Origin of the sequence: Pantoea sp. BRR-3P (assembly GCF_039621635.1) — a bacterium.
In the GTDB taxonomy this organism is placed as follows: Bacteria; Pseudomonadota; Gammaproteobacteria; order Enterobacterales; family Enterobacteriaceae; genus Pantoea; species Pantoea floridensis.
This window is the reverse complement of record NZ_CP155066.1, coordinates 2911432-2928625: the sequence shown is the minus strand read 5'-3', so window position 1 is coordinate 2928625 and position 17194 is coordinate 2911432. Positions and strand designations below refer to the sequence as shown.

Below are 17194 nucleotides of genomic sequence, written 5' to 3'. Positions count from 1 at the left end.
GTTACAGTCCTCCACTCTGAAACATTCGGCATCCGTACCAGAATATCCCCAGTAAAAATCCTGCGATGGCGAACTGGCACATTAATGACATCCAGCGAATAGTTGGACCCTGGGCTTCAACCTGAATGGCAAGTGGTTCACTTTCGTCATCTGCCGTTTCAATGACATCAGATTCAGTCACAGTGACTTTTTTCTCAATACGCTCCTTACCGGGTAAAGATAAGGGTGATAATGCGAACATTATCAACGTGGTGTTTTTTATTTCCTGGTGTACGGAGTTGAACAGCAAGTCGCTGTGCGCAGGGTTAAACAGTTCGTCATGCTGGTAACCAAAAAAATGGTGGCCTAGCTGATAGTTCGCCCAGCTGATTCCATGTGTGGAGAAGCTACTCATGGCGAGACTATCGACCACGCGGCAAAGTAGCCGCTGGATGGCGATAATCTCTTCGTGTGGATAGGCTTCATCAGATAGGTGCTGGCAATAAAGTATAATTTGCTGCTGCAACTGCTGCTGAAAATCCAGAAGAGAGGGGACGACACCTTTCATTGCGAGCAGCGTGCAGCTGGAGATGAGTCCTTGAAGTGCTGAATGTCCGCTCACCACGCGCGCTCCTTGATGTCACCCCAACCTTCACCATCTATATACGGACAAAGACGTACGCAGTGAGGAGCCACCGGGCGTTGGGTGTCAAAATACACGCGAAGATCAAATTTTTCGCCATTATCATTACTCTTAAGTTTTAAGAGTTCTTCAGGCGAAAGCTGCTGATTTATAAGCGGGGTGTTGTCAGCTTGATACACGCTGAGCTGCCACCAAAGCACATCCTTACGAAGGATATCGACATCCGCATGCGTCAACTGCCACATGCGCAGATGGGGGCTAACCAGTTGTTGTTGCCAAAGTTCATGCTCTTCCGGTAAGTGATCAAACCAGGTTAGTTTTTCTTTGGCTTTAATTAATGGATGAATCCGTTGCTGGCGAAAATCGACCCCAATGCGGTACTGATACTCTTGCAGGGTGCGATGCGTACCTAAACACCAGTGCCCGAGATCCACTTGCTTATCACTGATCCCCAGCAAGCTGAGAATGCGTTGATAAGAGATATTATCGCGCTCCCACCACACCTGATCCACCTGACCACTTTTCTTCGCTTCGTTGGTATGATCGCTCCAGAATTTCGGTGATTTTGCGCGGCCGTAGTAGTGCCAGAGCAGAACTTTATGGGGAGTATACAGATCGTAACCGTGGGTAAAGGCCCTAGCGGCTAACGAAATTTCTTCACCGATAAAGAAAAGCTGAGGATCGTACGGGACGTTTTCAATGAAATGACCGTCGCTAAAAAGATAACCTGCGGCCAGATAACCACTTCTCCGTGGCTGCTCTTCGACCATGTCTACTGAATTGAGAGACACAACGCCTTTATCATTAAACTGACTAAATATCAGGCGACTCACCTTATTACTACGCTGTTCTTTTTTTTGTTCAGGGGTATAAGGTGGCGGATAATGCGTGAGTATTGGCCGAGGACTTTGCGATCGTAAGCTTTCCAGCATAGCGATCATTTCACTGTCCCAGTGAGCAGTGAAACGGCTGTGTGAATCGATCTGCAGATGATAGCTCTCACCGTTGTAAAGCGTATTACTCATATGTCTCGCCCAGCAGGCACCCTGACTTTTTAAGTAATCCACGGCTAAGAGTTGAATCTGAGCATTGCCTTTAATTAATCGGTAAAGCGTGTGCCCATGATGTTCACCCACGAGCTGGGGGATAAAACCGCTGTCAATAAATGGGTGAAGTTTACCATTGTCCTGCCAGCAAATAGCGATGTGTAGTCGTTCAGCGTGCTGCGCTCGAGCAAGTATGTCGAGCAGCGTTGGCACTAATTCAGCATCCCGGTAGCTGGCGATGCCGATGAAAATTGTTTTATTGTTATTCATGGTAACTGTATCAATTCCTTTGATAAAATCAGTTCACAACTAATAGAATCTCCGCCTTGGCGGTAAAATTCCCTTCCTCTGGTAATACATTGCCATTTTTCATTAAGGTGGCTTTCCAGCTGTAATTCACTGGCACTTCATCGGCAACCTGGGCGCGATCCTCTTTTGCACTGTCATCTGCAGGCATGTTGCGATTGTTACTGTCGGTAATCTGAATTTTTAAACGGTCATTATTACCAGCACTATCCGTTACCGGGATGGTGCCATCGGCATTCGGGGAGGCCGTGATTAATGATGCGGATGCACTGTAGCTACCGTAATCCGTGGCACACCTCAGGCTGAAATCTAGATTTTTTTCTACGCCGCTTATTAGGTCTCGCTCTCCCAGCTGGCCAAAGTTCACCGTTTTTGGGCCATCAATAGTGCAGTTGGGGATACTGATAACTCTGATTTCGCCTATTTCAAGAAGTTGGCCGTAATTAGCCGGCGTATCACTGGTTACCCAGTGCCTGAGGATAACCCCCGGTGGTAACACTACATCACCATTAGGATCGGTTAACTTTAAGCGCCGAGAGGTTTTGACAAACTCAAGCTCGAAATGCGAATTGACAGGATAGTTAAAGCGATTCTTATCCATATAGTTAACTGAAGGAAATTGTCCAGTATTAGCGCCATTGCTCCAGAGGGGACGAACGCTAATGCCCTCAACGCTGGTGGTGAAATATTTGGCTTTCGCCGTTGGAGCCAACGGTGGCAGTGTCGATTTGCCATAAGCCTCACCAATTTCACAATCTTTAAAACTGAGTATGACGTTTTGATTATTAGATATACTGGTATTCAGCGGTGTATCGCTTATGGGGGCTCCCGCATCAACATAAAAGGTATATCCCGGGATGGTCAGCGTGGTGCGGTTTGCCCCACCAAATTGCGGGTCTGTATCCACCGTACACACTGCAAGGGCTGACTGGCTAAGAAATGCACCCGTGACGAACAAAAAGCTATTGCGTAATCTCATACTCAGGACTCCTGTCCATTACTCAGTCTGGCGATGAGATCCTGCGGCAGAATCTGCATCAATTCGGCAAAACGTTTACCTACCATTTGTTCCGTCAATGTCAGCAAATCACCCACTGGACTGCTGGGTTCGTAGCGCACAAACCACTGCTGAATCTCACGTAAGCGCATCAGCGCATCCGTACGATCCTGAATATTGCGAACGGGCAACATGGTTAATGTTTCTATCGTGGGCGTCGTCACCACCCTTGCTGCTACCTGGTCTGACTCCGGCAAGCTCACATCTAAAGGCTGGACTGCGGGTGTTGCGATAGTCACTTCTGGCAGCTCTGCCTGATCTACAACGGGCGCCGGTGGGGCTCCAGCAAAGCCAAAAAGAGCGAGCACTTTAAATAAGCCGCTAAAATCAGGCGCATCATCAGACAGCATCTCTATCAGCAGCAACCGCAATTGATTGAGATGTTGCTCCGCATGCCTTAAGGAGAAGATGACGTCTGCTTGCTGCTCCTGCCATCCCAATCGGGCCAGTGAAAGCGCATTCTCATCAAGAGATTGTTCAGCTTGTGGGTTTAGTGTGGCCCGCTCAACGTCGCGCACGTTCAGTTGCAAGCCCGACACTTTTGGCAGAGGCTGCATTCTTAAATCTGCGAGAATGCCATTCGATGACTCTAATTCTGCCAGCACGTTGGCGCGCATGAGGGGCTCAAAAGATCCCTCATCATATAGCTGTGGATGCACCTGCTCTGGCCACTGTTTAAGTAGCCAGAGTAGGGCGCACAAGCCTTCATCCAGGGCTGGAATGCCAATTTTTCGGAAACGGCAGCGGATTAATACCAGAACCAGTCTTAGATCCAGGCTACGCGTGAGTAGCGTTTTGACCTCGCGCTCGATTTCACCCCAGTTAATGGGATCAACCGTTTCAACGAAGTCGCCATACTCCGCACCCATTCTCGGCTGCATGCGGGTCTCCAGCAGGAGAAACGCCGCGTCATCTTCCAGATTTTCTCCGCATGGCAACGTGTCTGTGACGGGCATCAACAGGGGTTGATACCATTCAGGGCACATCGGTGTCATAAGGTCACTCACAATCATTCCTTAATAAGCTAGCGTTAATGGCATTCAGATCAGGTCCTGCTTCATGAAGCATTGTGATACGTCTCCGGTTCAAAACTCATTCCTGGCAGTGGCGAATCGTGGTTTTCGCGTTCAAGCCAGCTGGTGTAACCGAGCTGGTAGGCATCGCCGAGGGTTGCGCAGGGTACGTCGCTGGCATTGAGCACCAGGCTGACTTCCCATGCATATTCAAAACCGACGAACTGCCGAATCCATTCACACAGCACCGGTAAATCCTGACCCCATGGGCTAAAGCGGATGTATTGCTTCAACGTCAGTGGGCCAAAAATGAGCTGAAACTTATGCTGACGATCCAGGACGGTATCACCGAGCATGGCGCCATCACCGAGCAGTGCACTCTCCTGACCAAAGCCCAGTTGAGTTTGATCGTCACGCTGTAGCGTTATCCATTGGCCGACGTATTCTCTGATTTGTACCGGCAGTCCAAAGTAGTAATTCAGTGCGCCGAGCAAACCTTCAGGATTACGCGCTTCACGCACAAGGTGCGAGGCTGCGGAGAGACGAGGGTGCTGTGGCAGGACACTTTCTGCTAGCTCCTGAGGATCGATACCCATCAGACTGCCGGTATAAAACGAAAAGCGTTCCTCATGTGGACGATCAAGTGCCGCAGTGTCCTGAGAAACAGCCCATGCCCGGTAGAGTTTGGAAAGCGCACGATGATGAAAAAGGTCTACGAAATTCGTTAGCGTCGTATCATGCTGTTCATTCCGTATGTAGGCCATTTCGGTCTGATGGAGCGGCATTGCACCCTGCGGTCCCCAGATCCCCAGGCTAAACAACTTCAGGTGTGTCTTATCATCTTGCTGACTAACGCTTTCAATTTCTCGTGGGGCAAACACCATATGTGGTGACTGGCCAATGATGAAATTTTCATTATCGGGCAGCGCAGACGTACCGGGAGCGGGCAGTTCAGGTGAACGCGCTGCCAGGGTCCGCATTAAACTGATAAAACCGCTATCCCAGGGTTTGGACTCATCAAACCAATTTTCAAGCCCCAAAGGGAGTGGAGCCGGATGCTCTGCAGGCATTACAACACTCCCCTGCGACCGTGACGCGGTTGCCAGAGACCAATTCGGCCACGTTGCATCGTCAGCAATTCGGTTTCTGTGAAAACATTTATGGCGGCATGACGCGCCAGATAGTTTTCCATGATCATGCCGAACAAATAGGGGCTAATGCCGGAGAAGCCCTCTTCATCAATAGTCAGTGAACAGCGAATCCCCCGGCCATATACCAACAGGCCATTGCCCGGTAAACGACGAATAACCGGTTCACTTTTGCACCCTACCAACGCATCAATCTGGGTATTTGCTTCATGGTCCGCGCTGTTAACAAACAAGCGAAGCATGTTACGCATCGCTTCGCCCCCTTCACTGTGAGGCATATCTGAGAGAGGGAGATAGTTGTAGCTAAGTTGCCTGATCAGGCGCCAGGCCGATTCACCTTTAGCAAAGGGTGGGCGAGGTGCACTTGGCTGAAACAGAAAACGAGCACCGCTGACAGGAGCCGATTCAGTCATCGTGAGTGTGAAATTGCCGTCTGCCGTAATCAGGCGAGGTAAATCGCGGTTTGTCACCAATGCTTCAATGGAAAGGTAACGAATATCATCGCTAAAGGGCGCGTTCTGCTGATCAACTAATGACAGGAACACCTCAGTGCCGGCATACGCGGTACGGGTATCGTATTTACGCGTGTTGCGCTTACCCGTGTGATTTTTCCTGATGGTCGAAAAATAGCGGCCGTAGTTGCCTTTATCGCTATGGCGGGTTTGGAAAAGAGGATTGAAGTTGATCTCCTGACTTGTTTCAGCCTTTTGACCAAATACTTTTTCAATGGAATAAATTTCAAAATCCAGTGGCCGACTCCGATCGGGTAGCACGTGAAATTCATTCAGTTTGCGATTGATTTCCAACTTATCCATACGGCGTGGCAGCAGATTAATCACCGGGGTGCAATGCAGTAAAAAGCGTGATGCCGTGACATGGCTGGCCAGCGCTTGTGACTGGCGATCAAGCAGGAAGATGATTTCCATTTCATCTGAAGTGTTGTACTTCGCCGCCGCGGCCAGTTGCGTAACGGTAAAAAAGTAAAAACGCTGACGGCAGGAGAAGTACTCATGTACCAGATTGTGACCATGGAACATGTTCCATGCGACAGGCAACAAGCTCTGCTCGGGTTTCAGGCTATCGAAGCTCAATGCATCTTTGCTGATGACGGTATCATGTACCTGGCCATCATGTTTACCGCGAAGAATAGTGGCAACGTGGTTGCTATACAGCAACTCGAAGATATGTGACACCACACGTTCATCACCATTGATATAGATCGGCAGACGATCAAGCCCTTCGAGCTGCGAGAAGGACAAACCCGCAGGCAGTTTTAGCTTGATGCGGAGCGTTTCTTTAAGTCGCTGCGCCGAAATTCGATGGCGCTCAAGTGAGGGCATATCAGGTGGCAGACTGGTCAGGCGTGCATCTGTGACTTCAAAGGGCCATAGCTGGACGTCCTGGCCACTTCGAAACTCACACCGCGTAACTTCTCCTGGCGCAATTGGCGTGAGAAAAGCGCTATTGCGGGGAACGGTATAACCTTGAGTGAGATCGCCTTCTTTCAGGCTGGGTTGCAACTGCACAACACCCATTGAAGGAGTAGGCGCCGTATAGTTCGGGTAAACAATATCCAGCAGTCGACGTGTAAAGAGGGGAAATTCAGCATCCAACTTAATTTGCGTACGCGCCGACATAAAGCAAAAGGCTTCAATTAAGCGCTCGACAAAAGGATCGGCGACTTCAATACCATGCATGCCAAGACGTTTGGCTATTTTAGGATGCTGCGTAGCAAATTCACGCGACATCTCACGCATGAACGTAAGCTCTTTGTTGTAATAATCGAGGAAATTATGTTCCATTTGCGTTCTCTGAATTACTGTCTTGACGGTTTAGATAGGACAGCCAGCGTTTTTATCTTGTGTGTAATCTTTTCATTAAACTGGTCTGTCTCACTCCGTGAAGAGTTCATTATTTTTATTAGTTTAATACCCACCTTAGAGTGAATTTATTCTAAGGATTAACTTGATGAATGAAATAGTCGATGGATTACGAATTTGTAGGTTTATGCTTATTGGTCTTTTCTCTTTGCAATATTATAAAAATAAAAGCAATAGATGATTGTCTTTTATGTAATTGATTTTATTGATTATTTTTAATGTATGTTAGTTATTTTTGTTAGTGACTTTAATGTTTTATCTTCAGGTTTAAATAGCGTTTTCAACGTGAGCCTTCATCTTTTGTGATAATTTCAGTACATAGGAATTTTGTTGATTTTATTCCTAATGTGCATTTTAGGTCTTCACAAAAATAGTTTATGGAGATAAATTTCTTCGCATTGAGTGCTTAGGGATTGCACTTCACTACACACAGATAGCATAACAACATAACAAAGTGGTTCATCCACTTAAAATAGAGTTAAAGGTGACAAACGTGGCTATTATCAGAAAGAACTTATTTGGAAAGCTGGATAAAACCTTATTCGCCACTATTGAGAGCGCAACCACCTTTTGCAAATTGCGCGGTAATCCATATGTTGAGCTAGTTCATTGGATAAATCAGCTTTGGCATAGCGATGATAACGATATTAAGCATATTGTCCGTTACTTCGATATTGATGGTGAACAAGTTGAGCGCGGGATTGCCCAGGCTCTGGGGCGCCTGCCAACGGGAGCCAGCTCAATTTCGGATTTCTCATATCACATTGAGCTAGCGATTGAACGCGCATGGGTATGTGCAAGCCTCGAATGCCTCGATAACCGCATTCGTAGCGGCCATTTAGTCCTCGCACTTCTGAGTAATATGGAACTTCGTCGCACGTTGCTGGGCATTGCTCCCGTGCTCGATAAAGTCGCGCTAGACGTGCTGAGTAGTGATCTGAAATACATTACTCGTGAGTCGCCAGAAGCAACGGAAGATGCGAGTGATGGCACCGCATTTTATGAAGGCTCCATGCCGGGTGAAGCGAGTCAGGCGATGGGGCAGAGCAGCACTGCTTCGTTAGCGCAATACACCACAGATCTGACGTCACTGGCGCGTGAAGGAAAAATCGATCCTGTTCTTGGGCGTAACCAGGAAATTACCACCATGATCGACATCCTGTTACGTCGTCGCCAGAACAATCCGTTACTGACGGGTGATGCAGGCGTGGGTAAAACGGCTGTCGTTGAAGGGCTGGCACAAGCGATAGTGTCAGGCGCCGTTCCCCCTGCGCTTGAAGAAGTACGCTTATTAACGCTGGATGTTGTCGCACTCTCAGCGGGTGCGAGCATGAAAGGCGAGTTTGAGGCACGCCTGAAAGCTGTCATTGATGAGGCGATGGCCTCAGTGCAGCCCGTAATTCTTTTTATAGATGAAATTCATACCCTTGTTGGGGCGGGCGGAAATGCCGGGACGGGTGATGCGGCGAATTTACTTAAACCCGCCCTGGCGCGCGGTCAGCTGCGAACCATTGGCGCAACCACCTGGAGTGAATATAAGCGGCATATAGAAAAAGATCCGGCATTGACTCGTCGCTTCCAGGTGTTGCAGGTGAGTGAACCTGATGAGGAAGTGGCAATGTCGATGCTGCGCGGGCTCGTGCCGGCGCTGGAAAAACATCACGGGGTTTGGATCACCGACGAAGCCGTACAGGCTGCAGTCAAGTTGTCGCACCGTTACATTCCGGCGCGTCAGCTACCCGACAAAGCGATCAGCTTGCTGGATACCGCCTGTGCTCGTATCGCGGTAGCGCAATTTGCCGCCCCAGCCGAGCTGCAGAAATTGGTATGGCAGCAGGAAACCGCACGAACAGAGCTTAAATCTTTAGAGAAAGCTCATCAGTTTGGTCGCGACGCTTCAGAACGAATGAACTCGCTGACCGCTTCTTTAAAGGAGTGGGCTGAATCAGGTGAGGCACTTGAGAAGCGTTGGCAGAACGAGCGTGAGACTGTTAGCCGTATTGTGGCGCTACGTCAGCAGATTGCCCAGTCTCTGTCGCAGGAAGAAGAAAGCTCAGTTGAGCTGGCCATATTACGTGAACAGCTTCAGTACGAAGAAAAAAATCTGAGACTAATCTCGGCTGATGAGCAAATGGTTCAGGCTGAGGTTAATGAAGAGGTCATTGCGCACATCGTTGGCGATTGGACGGGGATTCCCGTAGGCCAGATGCTGAAAGATGAACTCAAAAAAGTGATGGAGTTGCCTGCGCGTCTTAATCAGCGCGTGATTGGACAATCCGCCGCTCTGGATCAACTTAGCGACTGCATTATGACGGCTCGCGCAGGACTGGCCGATCCAAGAAAACCACTGGGCGTGTTTATGCTGGTGGGGCCATCAGGTGTCGGTAAAACCGAAACTGCACTGGCGATTGCGGAAAGCATGTATGGCGGCGATCAGAATTTGATCAGCGTAAACATGAGCGAGTATCAAGAGTCGCATACCATCTCTTCGTTAAAAGGATCACCTCCTGGTTATGTCGGATACGGCGAGGGTGGGGTGTTAACGGAGGCTGTGCGCCGTCGACCTTATAGCGTGGTGCTGCTGGATGAAGTAGAAAAAGCGCACCCAGATGTTCATGAACTTTTCTACCAGGTCTTTGATAAAGGCCAGATGGAAGATGGTGAAGGACGCAGCATTGATTTCAAAAACACGGTATTGCTGCTAACCAGCAACACCGGAAGCGAATTGATCAGCCAACTGTATGCAGATGAAGAGACTGCACCGGATCAGGAAGGCTTATTAGCCGCATTGCAGCCGGAATTATTGAAGGTATTCCCGGCGGCATTTTTGGGCCGAGTCAATGTGGTGCCTTATTTACCGCTGCAACAAAGTTCATTAGATAAAATTGTCAGACTGCACCTTGCTCGTATTCAACATCGTGTAACAACGCAATATCAGTGTGAATTGCATTATACCGATGCTGTTGTTGCACATGTGGTTTCACAGTGCCGAGTTGCAGAAACAGGGGCTCGTCTGATTATTCGAATTATTGAGCAAACTATCACAACGCTACTAGGTAAGGAAATTTTGGCTCATCACGCGAAGCTGAAAAACAATCTCATTACCTTAGACAGAATAAGTGATCAGTATGTGGTGACATTAGCAAACGCGTCATCATAGCTCAGAAAAAATATTTCATTGCTCAGGTGATACCTGACATGGGATGTCAAAGTAGTTTTAATTTTAACGGAATATCTATTTGAGGATAGTAATAATGCGCATGTTGAAAACTTCAGTTGCAATTTTGGCTTTGATCGCAGCAGGTAATGCAGCAGCAGCAACCAGTGGTGATATCACCTTTAAAGGTAAAGTTATCACCTCGACCTGCTCGATCGTTCCTACGGACGTAAATAAAGTGGTTACTCTGCCAACAGTGAATACCACATCATTGGCGAACCCAGGGGATGAGGCTGGCTCTAAAAACTTTACTATTAGTGTAGAAAACTGCCCACGAACTGCAGATCCAGCAAACCCGACAGAGGTGGCTGTCCATTTTGAAGCGATTGGTAGCACCGGTTTTGATGCAACAACAGGTAACCTGACAAACGCTGCTTTGACCGATGCAGCTAGTCAGGTTCAGGTTCGTTTGTATAACTATGGTGACAGCAGTGTTATTAAGCTGGGTGATACCGGTAAGTACTTCCCAATCGATGTTGCTACCGGAACCGCGACTACAACTTACGTAGCGGGTTATTATGCGAGCGGAGCTTCCTCAGCGGGTAATGTTGAAGCGAAAGTTCTGTACTCACTGGCATACAACTAAGAAAAATTAAAGTGAGTGCCCTTAATGGGCACCACTTTTAAAATTAGTAAATTAATCAGTTATAGTTTGTTTGCTCATGAAATATTATGCGGCTGGTAAATATTATGTTTAAAAAAATCCTTTTAGCTTCACTATTAATTAGTGTGGTGTCACCGGCATTCTCTTCCATTATAATCAGTGGGACGCGCGTCGTTTTTCCAGGTGATCAAACTGAAGTCAATGTTCGTACCATTAACCGAGGTGATACACCCGCGTTGGCCCAGGTTTGGGTTGATGACGGAGACACTAAGGTTGACGTGCAAAATACAAAAGTCCCCTTTATTGTTACGCCCCCGGTCTTTCGCATAGAGCCTAATAAAGGTCAGAGTGTCCGTATGATTTACAACGGTATGGCGCTTCCGCAGGATCGTGAATCTATTTTCTGGTTTAACTTGCTGGAAATACCGCCTAAGGCCAGTAACGATAGTGGTGGGCAAAAATTGGAGCTGGCGTTTCGTACGCGAATAAAGATTTTTTATCGCCCCAAAGCACTGCTTAAAGGCTCCGTCTCAACTGAGCTGGATAAGCTTGAGTGGTCACTAGTAAATGATAGTAATCATGGTGCAGGAATAAAATTGAAGAACCCTACACCTTACTATTATTCTTTTAATACCATTAATGCCTTCTCTCAAAATAAAAAAGTGAAAATGACATCAGATATGATTGCACCAAAATCTGAGAAGGTTTTTTATCCAGAAAACAAGTCTAAGTTGTCATCTATTACCTCTATGGATTTTCAGTATATTAATGAGTTTGGTGGGATTATCTCCGAGAAACTTCAGTCACAGGGTGGTGGTTTCATAAAAGATAAAAAGTGAGTTTTTGAAAAAAGATCTCTATGAATGCTTAGCCGCAAGCCTTAATTAATGGATTATAAAACCCCTTAAAAGGAGTTTACACTGTGGTGCCTAGTAAATATTCAGGGAATGGACCTCTCAGTAAGTTTAAGAAGATTAGTGTGCTAATAAAATTGGCGCTCTGCTTCCCATTGATTGCTGAAGGTCAAACAAATGTGCAGGAAGTTCCACAGGTCTCAGATAGTGCAGTTACGCCAGAGAAAATAAATTTCAATAGTGGTTTTTTGCACGGATCGAACATCGATATTTCCCGATTTACTGAAGGAAATATGACGTTTCCTGGTGTTTATAATGTTACTACCAATGTAAATGGAAGGGCTCGCGGCTATCTGAAATTAAGCTTTATCCAATCAAACACTAGCGACAATGCGCAACCCTGTTTCACTCAAGGACAGCTGAGCCAGTTAGGATTGGTGCCTGATGAGAAACGCGCAAAACAACTCAGAATAATGCGCCCAGATGGCGCGGATCATTGCTATTTCATTGACCGCTGGATTGAAGGCGTTAGCAGTAACTATAATAGCGGCGATTTTGAACTCAATATGCAAGTGCCTCAGCTTTATGTGCGCCATCGCAGTGATGATTATGTTGATCCAAGTTTATGGGAATCTGGTCAAACCGCTGGTTTTATCGATTATGCCGCCAACTTTTGGCAGGTTAATCAAGGTGTAGTTAAAGGGAATAGTAATAATACTGCAAACTTAGGTGTGACGGCTGGGTTTAATGCGGGGGAGTGGCGCTTACGTAAAAGAAGTAATTTTGGCTGGAGTAATCAATCGCCATTTACCACACAAAATAGTTATACCTATGCACAGCGTGATATTACGCCCTTAAAAGGCGTTCTCACTGTTGGTGAAACCAGCAGTAATGGCCAGCTGTTTGATAGTTTTAGTATGCGTGGCGTAATCCTACAGACGGATGAACGGATGCTACCCACTGAAATGCGTAACTATTCGCCCATACTGCGTGGTGTGGCTGAAACTAACGCCAAAATCACCGTTCGCCAGCGTGGGCAGTTACTGTATGAAACTATCGTACCTCCTGGACCTTTCGCTATTACCGATCTCGGGGCAATGGGGTACGGTGGTGATTTGGTGATGACAATAACGGAAGCCGATGGAAGAACCAGACAGCAGCTTATACCGTTCTCAGCACCACCTATGTTGTTACGTGAGGGTTCGTCGCGCTTCTCTTTAGCTCTTGGTCAGTTAAAAGAGGAGCAAATAAGTGCACATCCCGATCTCTTTCAGGCAACTTATCATCGTGGCCTAATGAACTTCTGGACCATGTATGGCGGCGCGCTGATTGGTGAGCATTATAAAGCTTTTGGCGCAGGACAAGCGTTCAATACGCCAATAGGGGGACTCTCGTTTGATGTCATCAATGCCCGTAGCGTTTTGGCAAATAATACTCAGCGCTTAGGAAACAGTTACCAGGTTAATTACAGTAAATATTTAGGACCAACCGATACCAACATTACGCTGGCGGCTTATCGATACTCTTCTCGTGGCTATTACAGCTTTCGTGAAATGGCGCTGGCTCGTGAGGCAGTAAACACGCAAGAGCGTAATGGATATGACTCACCATATGTTAATTATCGTACGCAGAATCGCTTTACAGCCAGCGTCAATCAGAAAATAGATGATAATAAATCGCTATGGTTTAGCGGGAGTTTGGCGAGTTATTGGGGATCCCAGACTGAATCACGGCAGTATTCAGTAAGCTTTAACCACTCACTTGAGAAATTTAGTTATTCAATCACCGGGTCACGCTCGCGTGCTGGTAATGGTAGTGATGAGAATGTTATTCAACTGGCAATTAATATACCTCTTGGTGGAAGTTATACCAATAAGCCATTGTTTAATTCTTTATACAGCACGGTGAGCAAAAGTAACCAAAGTGGTACGAAGTTCCAAACTAATGCTACAGGTTCTCAGGGCGACCAGAGTGAGTTTACATATGGTGTAGGTGCGAATACTGGCAATAAATCAAGTGATAACGCGGTAAACGGAAATATTCAATATCAATCTTCTGTTGGTCAGGTTGGCCTGAGTGCAACGGCAAATGATTCGAACACGCAATTTTCTGGATCAATGAGGGGAAGCGTAGTCGCCCATGCGGGTGGAGTAACGCTGGGACCTCCAATTAACGATGCACCGTTTGCCATTATTGAGGCAAAAGGCGCAGCAGGGGCAAGAATATTTAATGGACAGGGAGCGAAGATTAACCGTTTTGGTTATGCCATTCAGCCTTCTCTTTATCCATACCGTGAGAACGCAGTTCAACTCGATGCGAAAGGTTTACCCGATACAGTTGATGTTCTTGATAATGAAAAACGCGTGTATCCGCGCCAGGGAGCGGCATTATCTGTCGTGATGAATACGATCACCGGGACCCCAATGATTCTGACATTACGCGACAGTTCTCATAGTTACCTGCCTATTGGGACCGATCTTATGGATGCGAACGGCAAGAGTCAAAGCGTGGTAGGGCAAGGTGGTCAAGCCTTTATCCGTGGCTGGGATCCGGCGCAAGGGCCGCTATTAGCAACGGTTGGTGAAGAGAAGCTTAAATGTATAGCGAAAGATGCTGCACCTGTGAATAAGGCTGTTTCTGAGGATCTGAATATGGTCCAACTGGAGGTGACATGTTTACGCAACTAGGTGGGAAAACTTCATTAAACGTGCTGCAACCTTTACTTGGCATGACCTTAATGCTGATTGGTTTTTCCGCGGCTGCAGAGAGCTGCGCAATCAAAGGCAGCTGCAATATTGATGTGACATTTTTGGGAACGTTCTTGGCGCAGACTTGCGACGTTAGCGTTAATAATGGTGGTGAATCAGGAACGGTGGTATTGCCCACGGTATCATCGCAATTATTACAAAAAAGTGGAGATGAGGTAGGGAGCACGCAATTCCCTATTTCTCTGAGAAATTGTCCGCTTAACCGTACCATTGAGATGCGTTTTACCACCAGTGGTGGAAATACATCAGACAGTGAGACGGGTAACCTGGTGAATAGCACCGGCAACGATTACAGCAATGATGTTCAAGTGCGGGTGCGGAAAATTGACGGTACACAACTGAGTATCGACGATAATAACAGCTTTCAGGAGTATTTAATTCCTGCAAGTGGTGATGAAGTGACACACAACTTTATCGCCAGTTATTATGCTAAGAGTAATGGAGCAGTGAGTGCGGGGCTTGTGCAAACTCGCTCCACCATTGACCTGACTTACAAGTAACTGCAGTAAGAAATGAGTGATTAATGATTCCGGATTAACATTCGGGTACGTTTAAATAATAAAATGCAGAAAGGTTATCATGGTTAATAAAAATAATTCGCAGAAGTTTATTGCGCGAAATCGAGCGCCTCGCGTTCAAATTGAATACGACGTTGAAATATACGGTTCTGAAAAGAAAGTTGAACTTCCATTTGTAATGGGTGTACTTGCAGACTTATCGGGTAAACCACTTGAACCGTTGCCACTGGTTGCCGATCGTCAATTCCTGGAAATTGACATCGATAATTTCGATGAGCGTATGAAAGCAATGCGTCCACGTGTGGCATTTGCGGTACCGAATACACTGACCGGTGAAGGTCAGCTGATGATTGATGTAACTTTTGAAAGTATGAGTGACTTTGAGCCTGATGCAATTGCTCGAAAAGTTGATTCTCTTTCCCAACTACTAGAAGCACGTACTCAACTTGCCAACCTGCAGACCTATATGGACGGTAAAGCGGGAGCGGAAGAGTTAGTGATGAAACTTCTGCAGGATAAAGCGCTGTTAAATTCTCTGGCCTCTGCGCCTAAAAAGAGCAATGACGGCTCTGAAGCGAAACCTGCGTAGAGTAAATAAGGAGACATGATGTCAACTTCACGAATGATGGAAAAACAAAATGCGGCAGCACAAGCCGCTTCTCAGGCAAGTGCATTTAGTTCTTTGCTGAATAAAGAGTTTAAAGTTAAATCCGAACAGACCAAAGCAGCAGTTGAAGGCGCAGTGAGAACGCTGGCTGAACAGGCCTTGGTAAACTCGGTGACGGTATCTGACGATGCTTATAAAAGTATCGCCTCAATTATTGCCGAAATTGATCGCAAGCTGTCAGAGCAAATTAACCTGGTTCTTCACCATGAAGAGTTTCAGTCGTTGGAAAGTGCCTGGCGAGGTCTGCATCACCTGGTAACCAATACCGAGACCGATGAAAAGTTAAAGCTGCGCTTTATGGATGTATCCAAAGAAGAATTACGTCGCAGCATGCGACGCTATAAAGGGACATCATGGGATCAAAGCCCACTCTTCAAAAAGATCTATGAAGAAGAGTATGGCCAACTCGGCGGTGAGCCATACGGCTGTATGGTGGCGGACTATTTCTTCGATCACTCTGCTGCCGACGTGGATCTGCTGTCATCGATTGGTAAAGTGGCCGCTTCTGCACACATGCCATTCATTGCAGGTGCATCGCCGAACGTATTGCAGATGGATTCCTGGCAGGAACTTTCTAATCCACGCGATCTAACTAAAATCTTTACTCAGAATCTGGAATACGCGGCCTGGAACAGTCTGCGTCAGTCTGAAGATTCTCGTTATATTGGCCTGGCAATGCCGCGCTTCCTGGCTCGTCTGCCATATGGCACCGTTACCAACCCGGTTGAAGCCTTCCATTTCGAAGAGAACACCGACGGCGAAAACCACAGCAAGTATGTCTGGTCGAATGCTGCCTATGCGATGGCGGTAAATATCAACCGTTCCTTTAAAGAGAACGGCTGGTGCACCATGATTCGTGGTGTTGAGAGTGGCGGTGTAGTTGAAGGTTTACCGTGCCACACCTTCCCGACCGATGATGGCGGCGTAGACATGAAATGTCCGACCGAAATCGCTATCTCAGACCGTCGTGAATCTGAACTGGCTAAAAACGGTTTTATCCCGCTGGTGCATCGTAAAAATACCGATTTTGCCGCCTTCATTGGCGCCCAATCACTGCAGAAGCCAGCAGAGTATTATGATGCTGACGCAACAGCTAACGCCACGCTTTCAGCGCGTTTACCTTACCTGTTCGCTTGTTCACGTTTTGCACACTATTTGAAATGTATTGTGCGTGACAAAATCGGTACGTTTAAAGAACGCGACGATATGCAGCGCTGGTTAAACGACTGGGTAATGAATTACGTCGATGGTGATCCGTCTAACTCCTCAATTGAAATTAAAGCTCGCCGTCCACTGGCTGCTGCTGAAGTTATTGTTGAAGATGTTGAAGGCAACCCTGGCTATTACCAAGCCAAATTCTTCCTGCGCCCGCATTTCCAGTTGGAGGGTTTAACCGTATCTCTGCGTATGGTAGCCAAACTTCCTTCTGTTAAAGGCGGAGCCTGATTTAACTATTCGGTTTGACAATGGACATTAAGGACAATGTCTGAATCG

Annotated in this window: 13 protein-coding genes; 7 read left to right on the top strand and 6 right to left on the bottom strand. The window is 47.0% G+C overall.

What is annotated here, in order from left to right:
• Position 1 precedes the first annotated feature (1 nt).
• Genes AAGR08_RS13640 through tssF form a run of 6 tightly spaced genes read right to left on the bottom strand, consistent with a single transcriptional unit; the run spans position 2 to position 6994 of the window.
• Positions 2-601 carry a DotU family type IV/VI secretion system protein gene (locus AAGR08_RS13640; RefSeq protein ID WP_345827119.1) on the bottom strand — a complete coding sequence of 200 codons (600 nt, stop codon included), beginning with the start codon at positions 599-601 and terminating at the stop codon, positions 2-4.
• Positions 598-1938 (bottom strand): GlcNAc-transferase family protein, encoded by a 1341-nt coding sequence (locus tag AAGR08_RS13635; protein ID WP_345827118.1) that lies wholly within the window; start codon positions 1936-1938, stop codon positions 598-600. The genes AAGR08_RS13640 and AAGR08_RS13635 overlap by 4 nt, the downstream gene beginning before the upstream one ends.
• 28 nt (positions 1939-1966) lie before the next feature.
• The gene (locus tag AAGR08_RS13630; protein WP_345827117.1) at positions 1967-2953 is read right to left on the bottom strand and encodes a fimbrial protein; all 987 of its coding nucleotides are present in this window, start codon (positions 2951-2953) and stop codon (positions 1967-1969) included.
• 2 nt (positions 2954-2955) lie between these two features.
• Entirely contained in the window at positions 2956-4038 is a 1083-nt protein-coding gene (locus AAGR08_RS13625; RefSeq protein ID WP_345827116.1) for a type VI secretion system ImpA family N-terminal domain-containing protein, read from the bottom strand.
• Between the two features lie 50 nt (positions 4039-4088).
• A complete protein-coding gene (tssG, locus tag AAGR08_RS13620) occupies positions 4089-5114 on the bottom strand; it encodes a type VI secretion system baseplate subunit TssG (RefSeq protein ID WP_097094641.1) in 1026 nt (341 codons plus the stop codon).
• Positions 5114-6994, bottom strand: a complete 1881-nt coding sequence (gene tssF / locus AAGR08_RS13615; protein WP_097094640.1) for a type VI secretion system baseplate subunit TssF — start codon at positions 6992-6994, stop codon at positions 5114-5116. The genes tssG and tssF overlap by 1 nt, the downstream gene beginning before the upstream one ends.
• Before the next feature lie 571 nt (positions 6995-7565).
• Here tssF and tssH point away from each other — a divergent pair.
• From tssH to tssC, 7 genes are all read left to right on the top strand, one after another.
• Positions 7566-10232 (top strand): type VI secretion system ATPase TssH, encoded by a 2667-nt coding sequence (tssH, locus tag AAGR08_RS13610; protein WP_345827115.1) that lies wholly within the window; start codon positions 7566-7568, stop codon positions 10230-10232.
• A 94-nt stretch (positions 10233-10326) separates the two neighbouring features.
• Positions 10327-10875: a fimbrial protein gene (locus AAGR08_RS13605; RefSeq protein ID WP_345827114.1), complete on the top strand. Its 549-nt coding sequence runs from the start codon at positions 10327-10329 to the stop codon at positions 10873-10875.
• A gap of 104 nt (positions 10876-10979) precedes the next feature.
• Positions 10980-11732 (top strand): fimbria/pilus periplasmic chaperone, encoded by a 753-nt coding sequence (locus AAGR08_RS13600; protein WP_345827113.1) that lies wholly within the window; start codon positions 10980-10982, stop codon positions 11730-11732.
• Positions 11733-11815: 83 nt separating this feature from the next.
• Positions 11816-14434 (top strand): fimbria/pilus outer membrane usher protein, encoded by a 2619-nt coding sequence (locus AAGR08_RS13595; protein ID WP_345827112.1) that lies wholly within the window; start codon positions 11816-11818, stop codon positions 14432-14434.
• On the top strand, positions 14419-15015 hold the full coding sequence (locus tag AAGR08_RS13590; protein ID WP_345827111.1) for a fimbrial protein: 597 nt from the start codon (positions 14419-14421) through the stop codon (positions 15013-15015). The genes AAGR08_RS13595 and AAGR08_RS13590 overlap by 16 nt, the downstream gene beginning before the upstream one ends.
• Before the next feature lie 79 nt (positions 15016-15094).
• Positions 15095-15622 (top strand): type VI secretion system contractile sheath small subunit, encoded by a 528-nt coding sequence (gene tssB, locus AAGR08_RS13585; RefSeq protein WP_097094636.1) that lies wholly within the window; start codon positions 15095-15097, stop codon positions 15620-15622.
• A gap of 18 nt (positions 15623-15640) precedes the next feature.
• Positions 15641-17146 (top strand): type VI secretion system contractile sheath large subunit, encoded by a 1506-nt coding sequence (gene tssC, locus AAGR08_RS13580; protein WP_097094635.1) that lies wholly within the window; start codon positions 15641-15643, stop codon positions 17144-17146.
• The last annotated feature ends 48 nt before the right edge of the window (positions 17147-17194 follow it).

What these genes read in the sequence shown, in the direction of transcription:
- AAGR08_RS13600 (WP_345827113.1), top strand. Translation starts at nt 10,980, where the DNA reads ATGTTTAAAAAAATCCTTTTAGCTTCACTATTAATTAGTGTGGTGTCA.
- AAGR08_RS13635 (WP_345827118.1), bottom strand. Translation starts at nt 1,938, where the DNA reads ATGAATAACAATAAAACAATTTTCATCGGCATCGCCAGCTACCGGGAT.
- AAGR08_RS13605 (WP_345827114.1), top strand. Translation starts at nt 10,327, where the DNA reads ATGCGCATGTTGAAAACTTCAGTTGCAATTTTGGCTTTGATCGCAGCA.
- tssC (WP_097094635.1), top strand. Translation starts at nt 15,641, where the DNA reads ATGTCAACTTCACGAATGATGGAAAAACAAAATGCGGCAGCACAAGCC.
- AAGR08_RS13590 (WP_345827111.1), top strand. Translation starts at nt 14,419, where the DNA reads ATGTTTACGCAACTAGGTGGGAAAACTTCATTAAACGTGCTGCAACCT.
- tssG (WP_097094641.1), bottom strand. Translation starts at nt 5,114, where the DNA reads ATGCCTGCAGAGCATCCGGCTCCACTCCCTTTGGGGCTTGAAAATTGG.
- AAGR08_RS13630 (WP_345827117.1), bottom strand. Translation starts at nt 2,953, where the DNA reads ATGAGATTACGCAATAGCTTTTTGTTCGTCACGGGTGCATTTCTTAGC.
- tssF (WP_097094640.1), bottom strand. Translation starts at nt 6,994, where the DNA reads ATGGAACATAATTTCCTCGATTATTACAACAAAGAGCTTACGTTCATG.
- tssB (WP_097094636.1), top strand. Translation starts at nt 15,095, where the DNA reads ATGGTTAATAAAAATAATTCGCAGAAGTTTATTGCGCGAAATCGAGCG.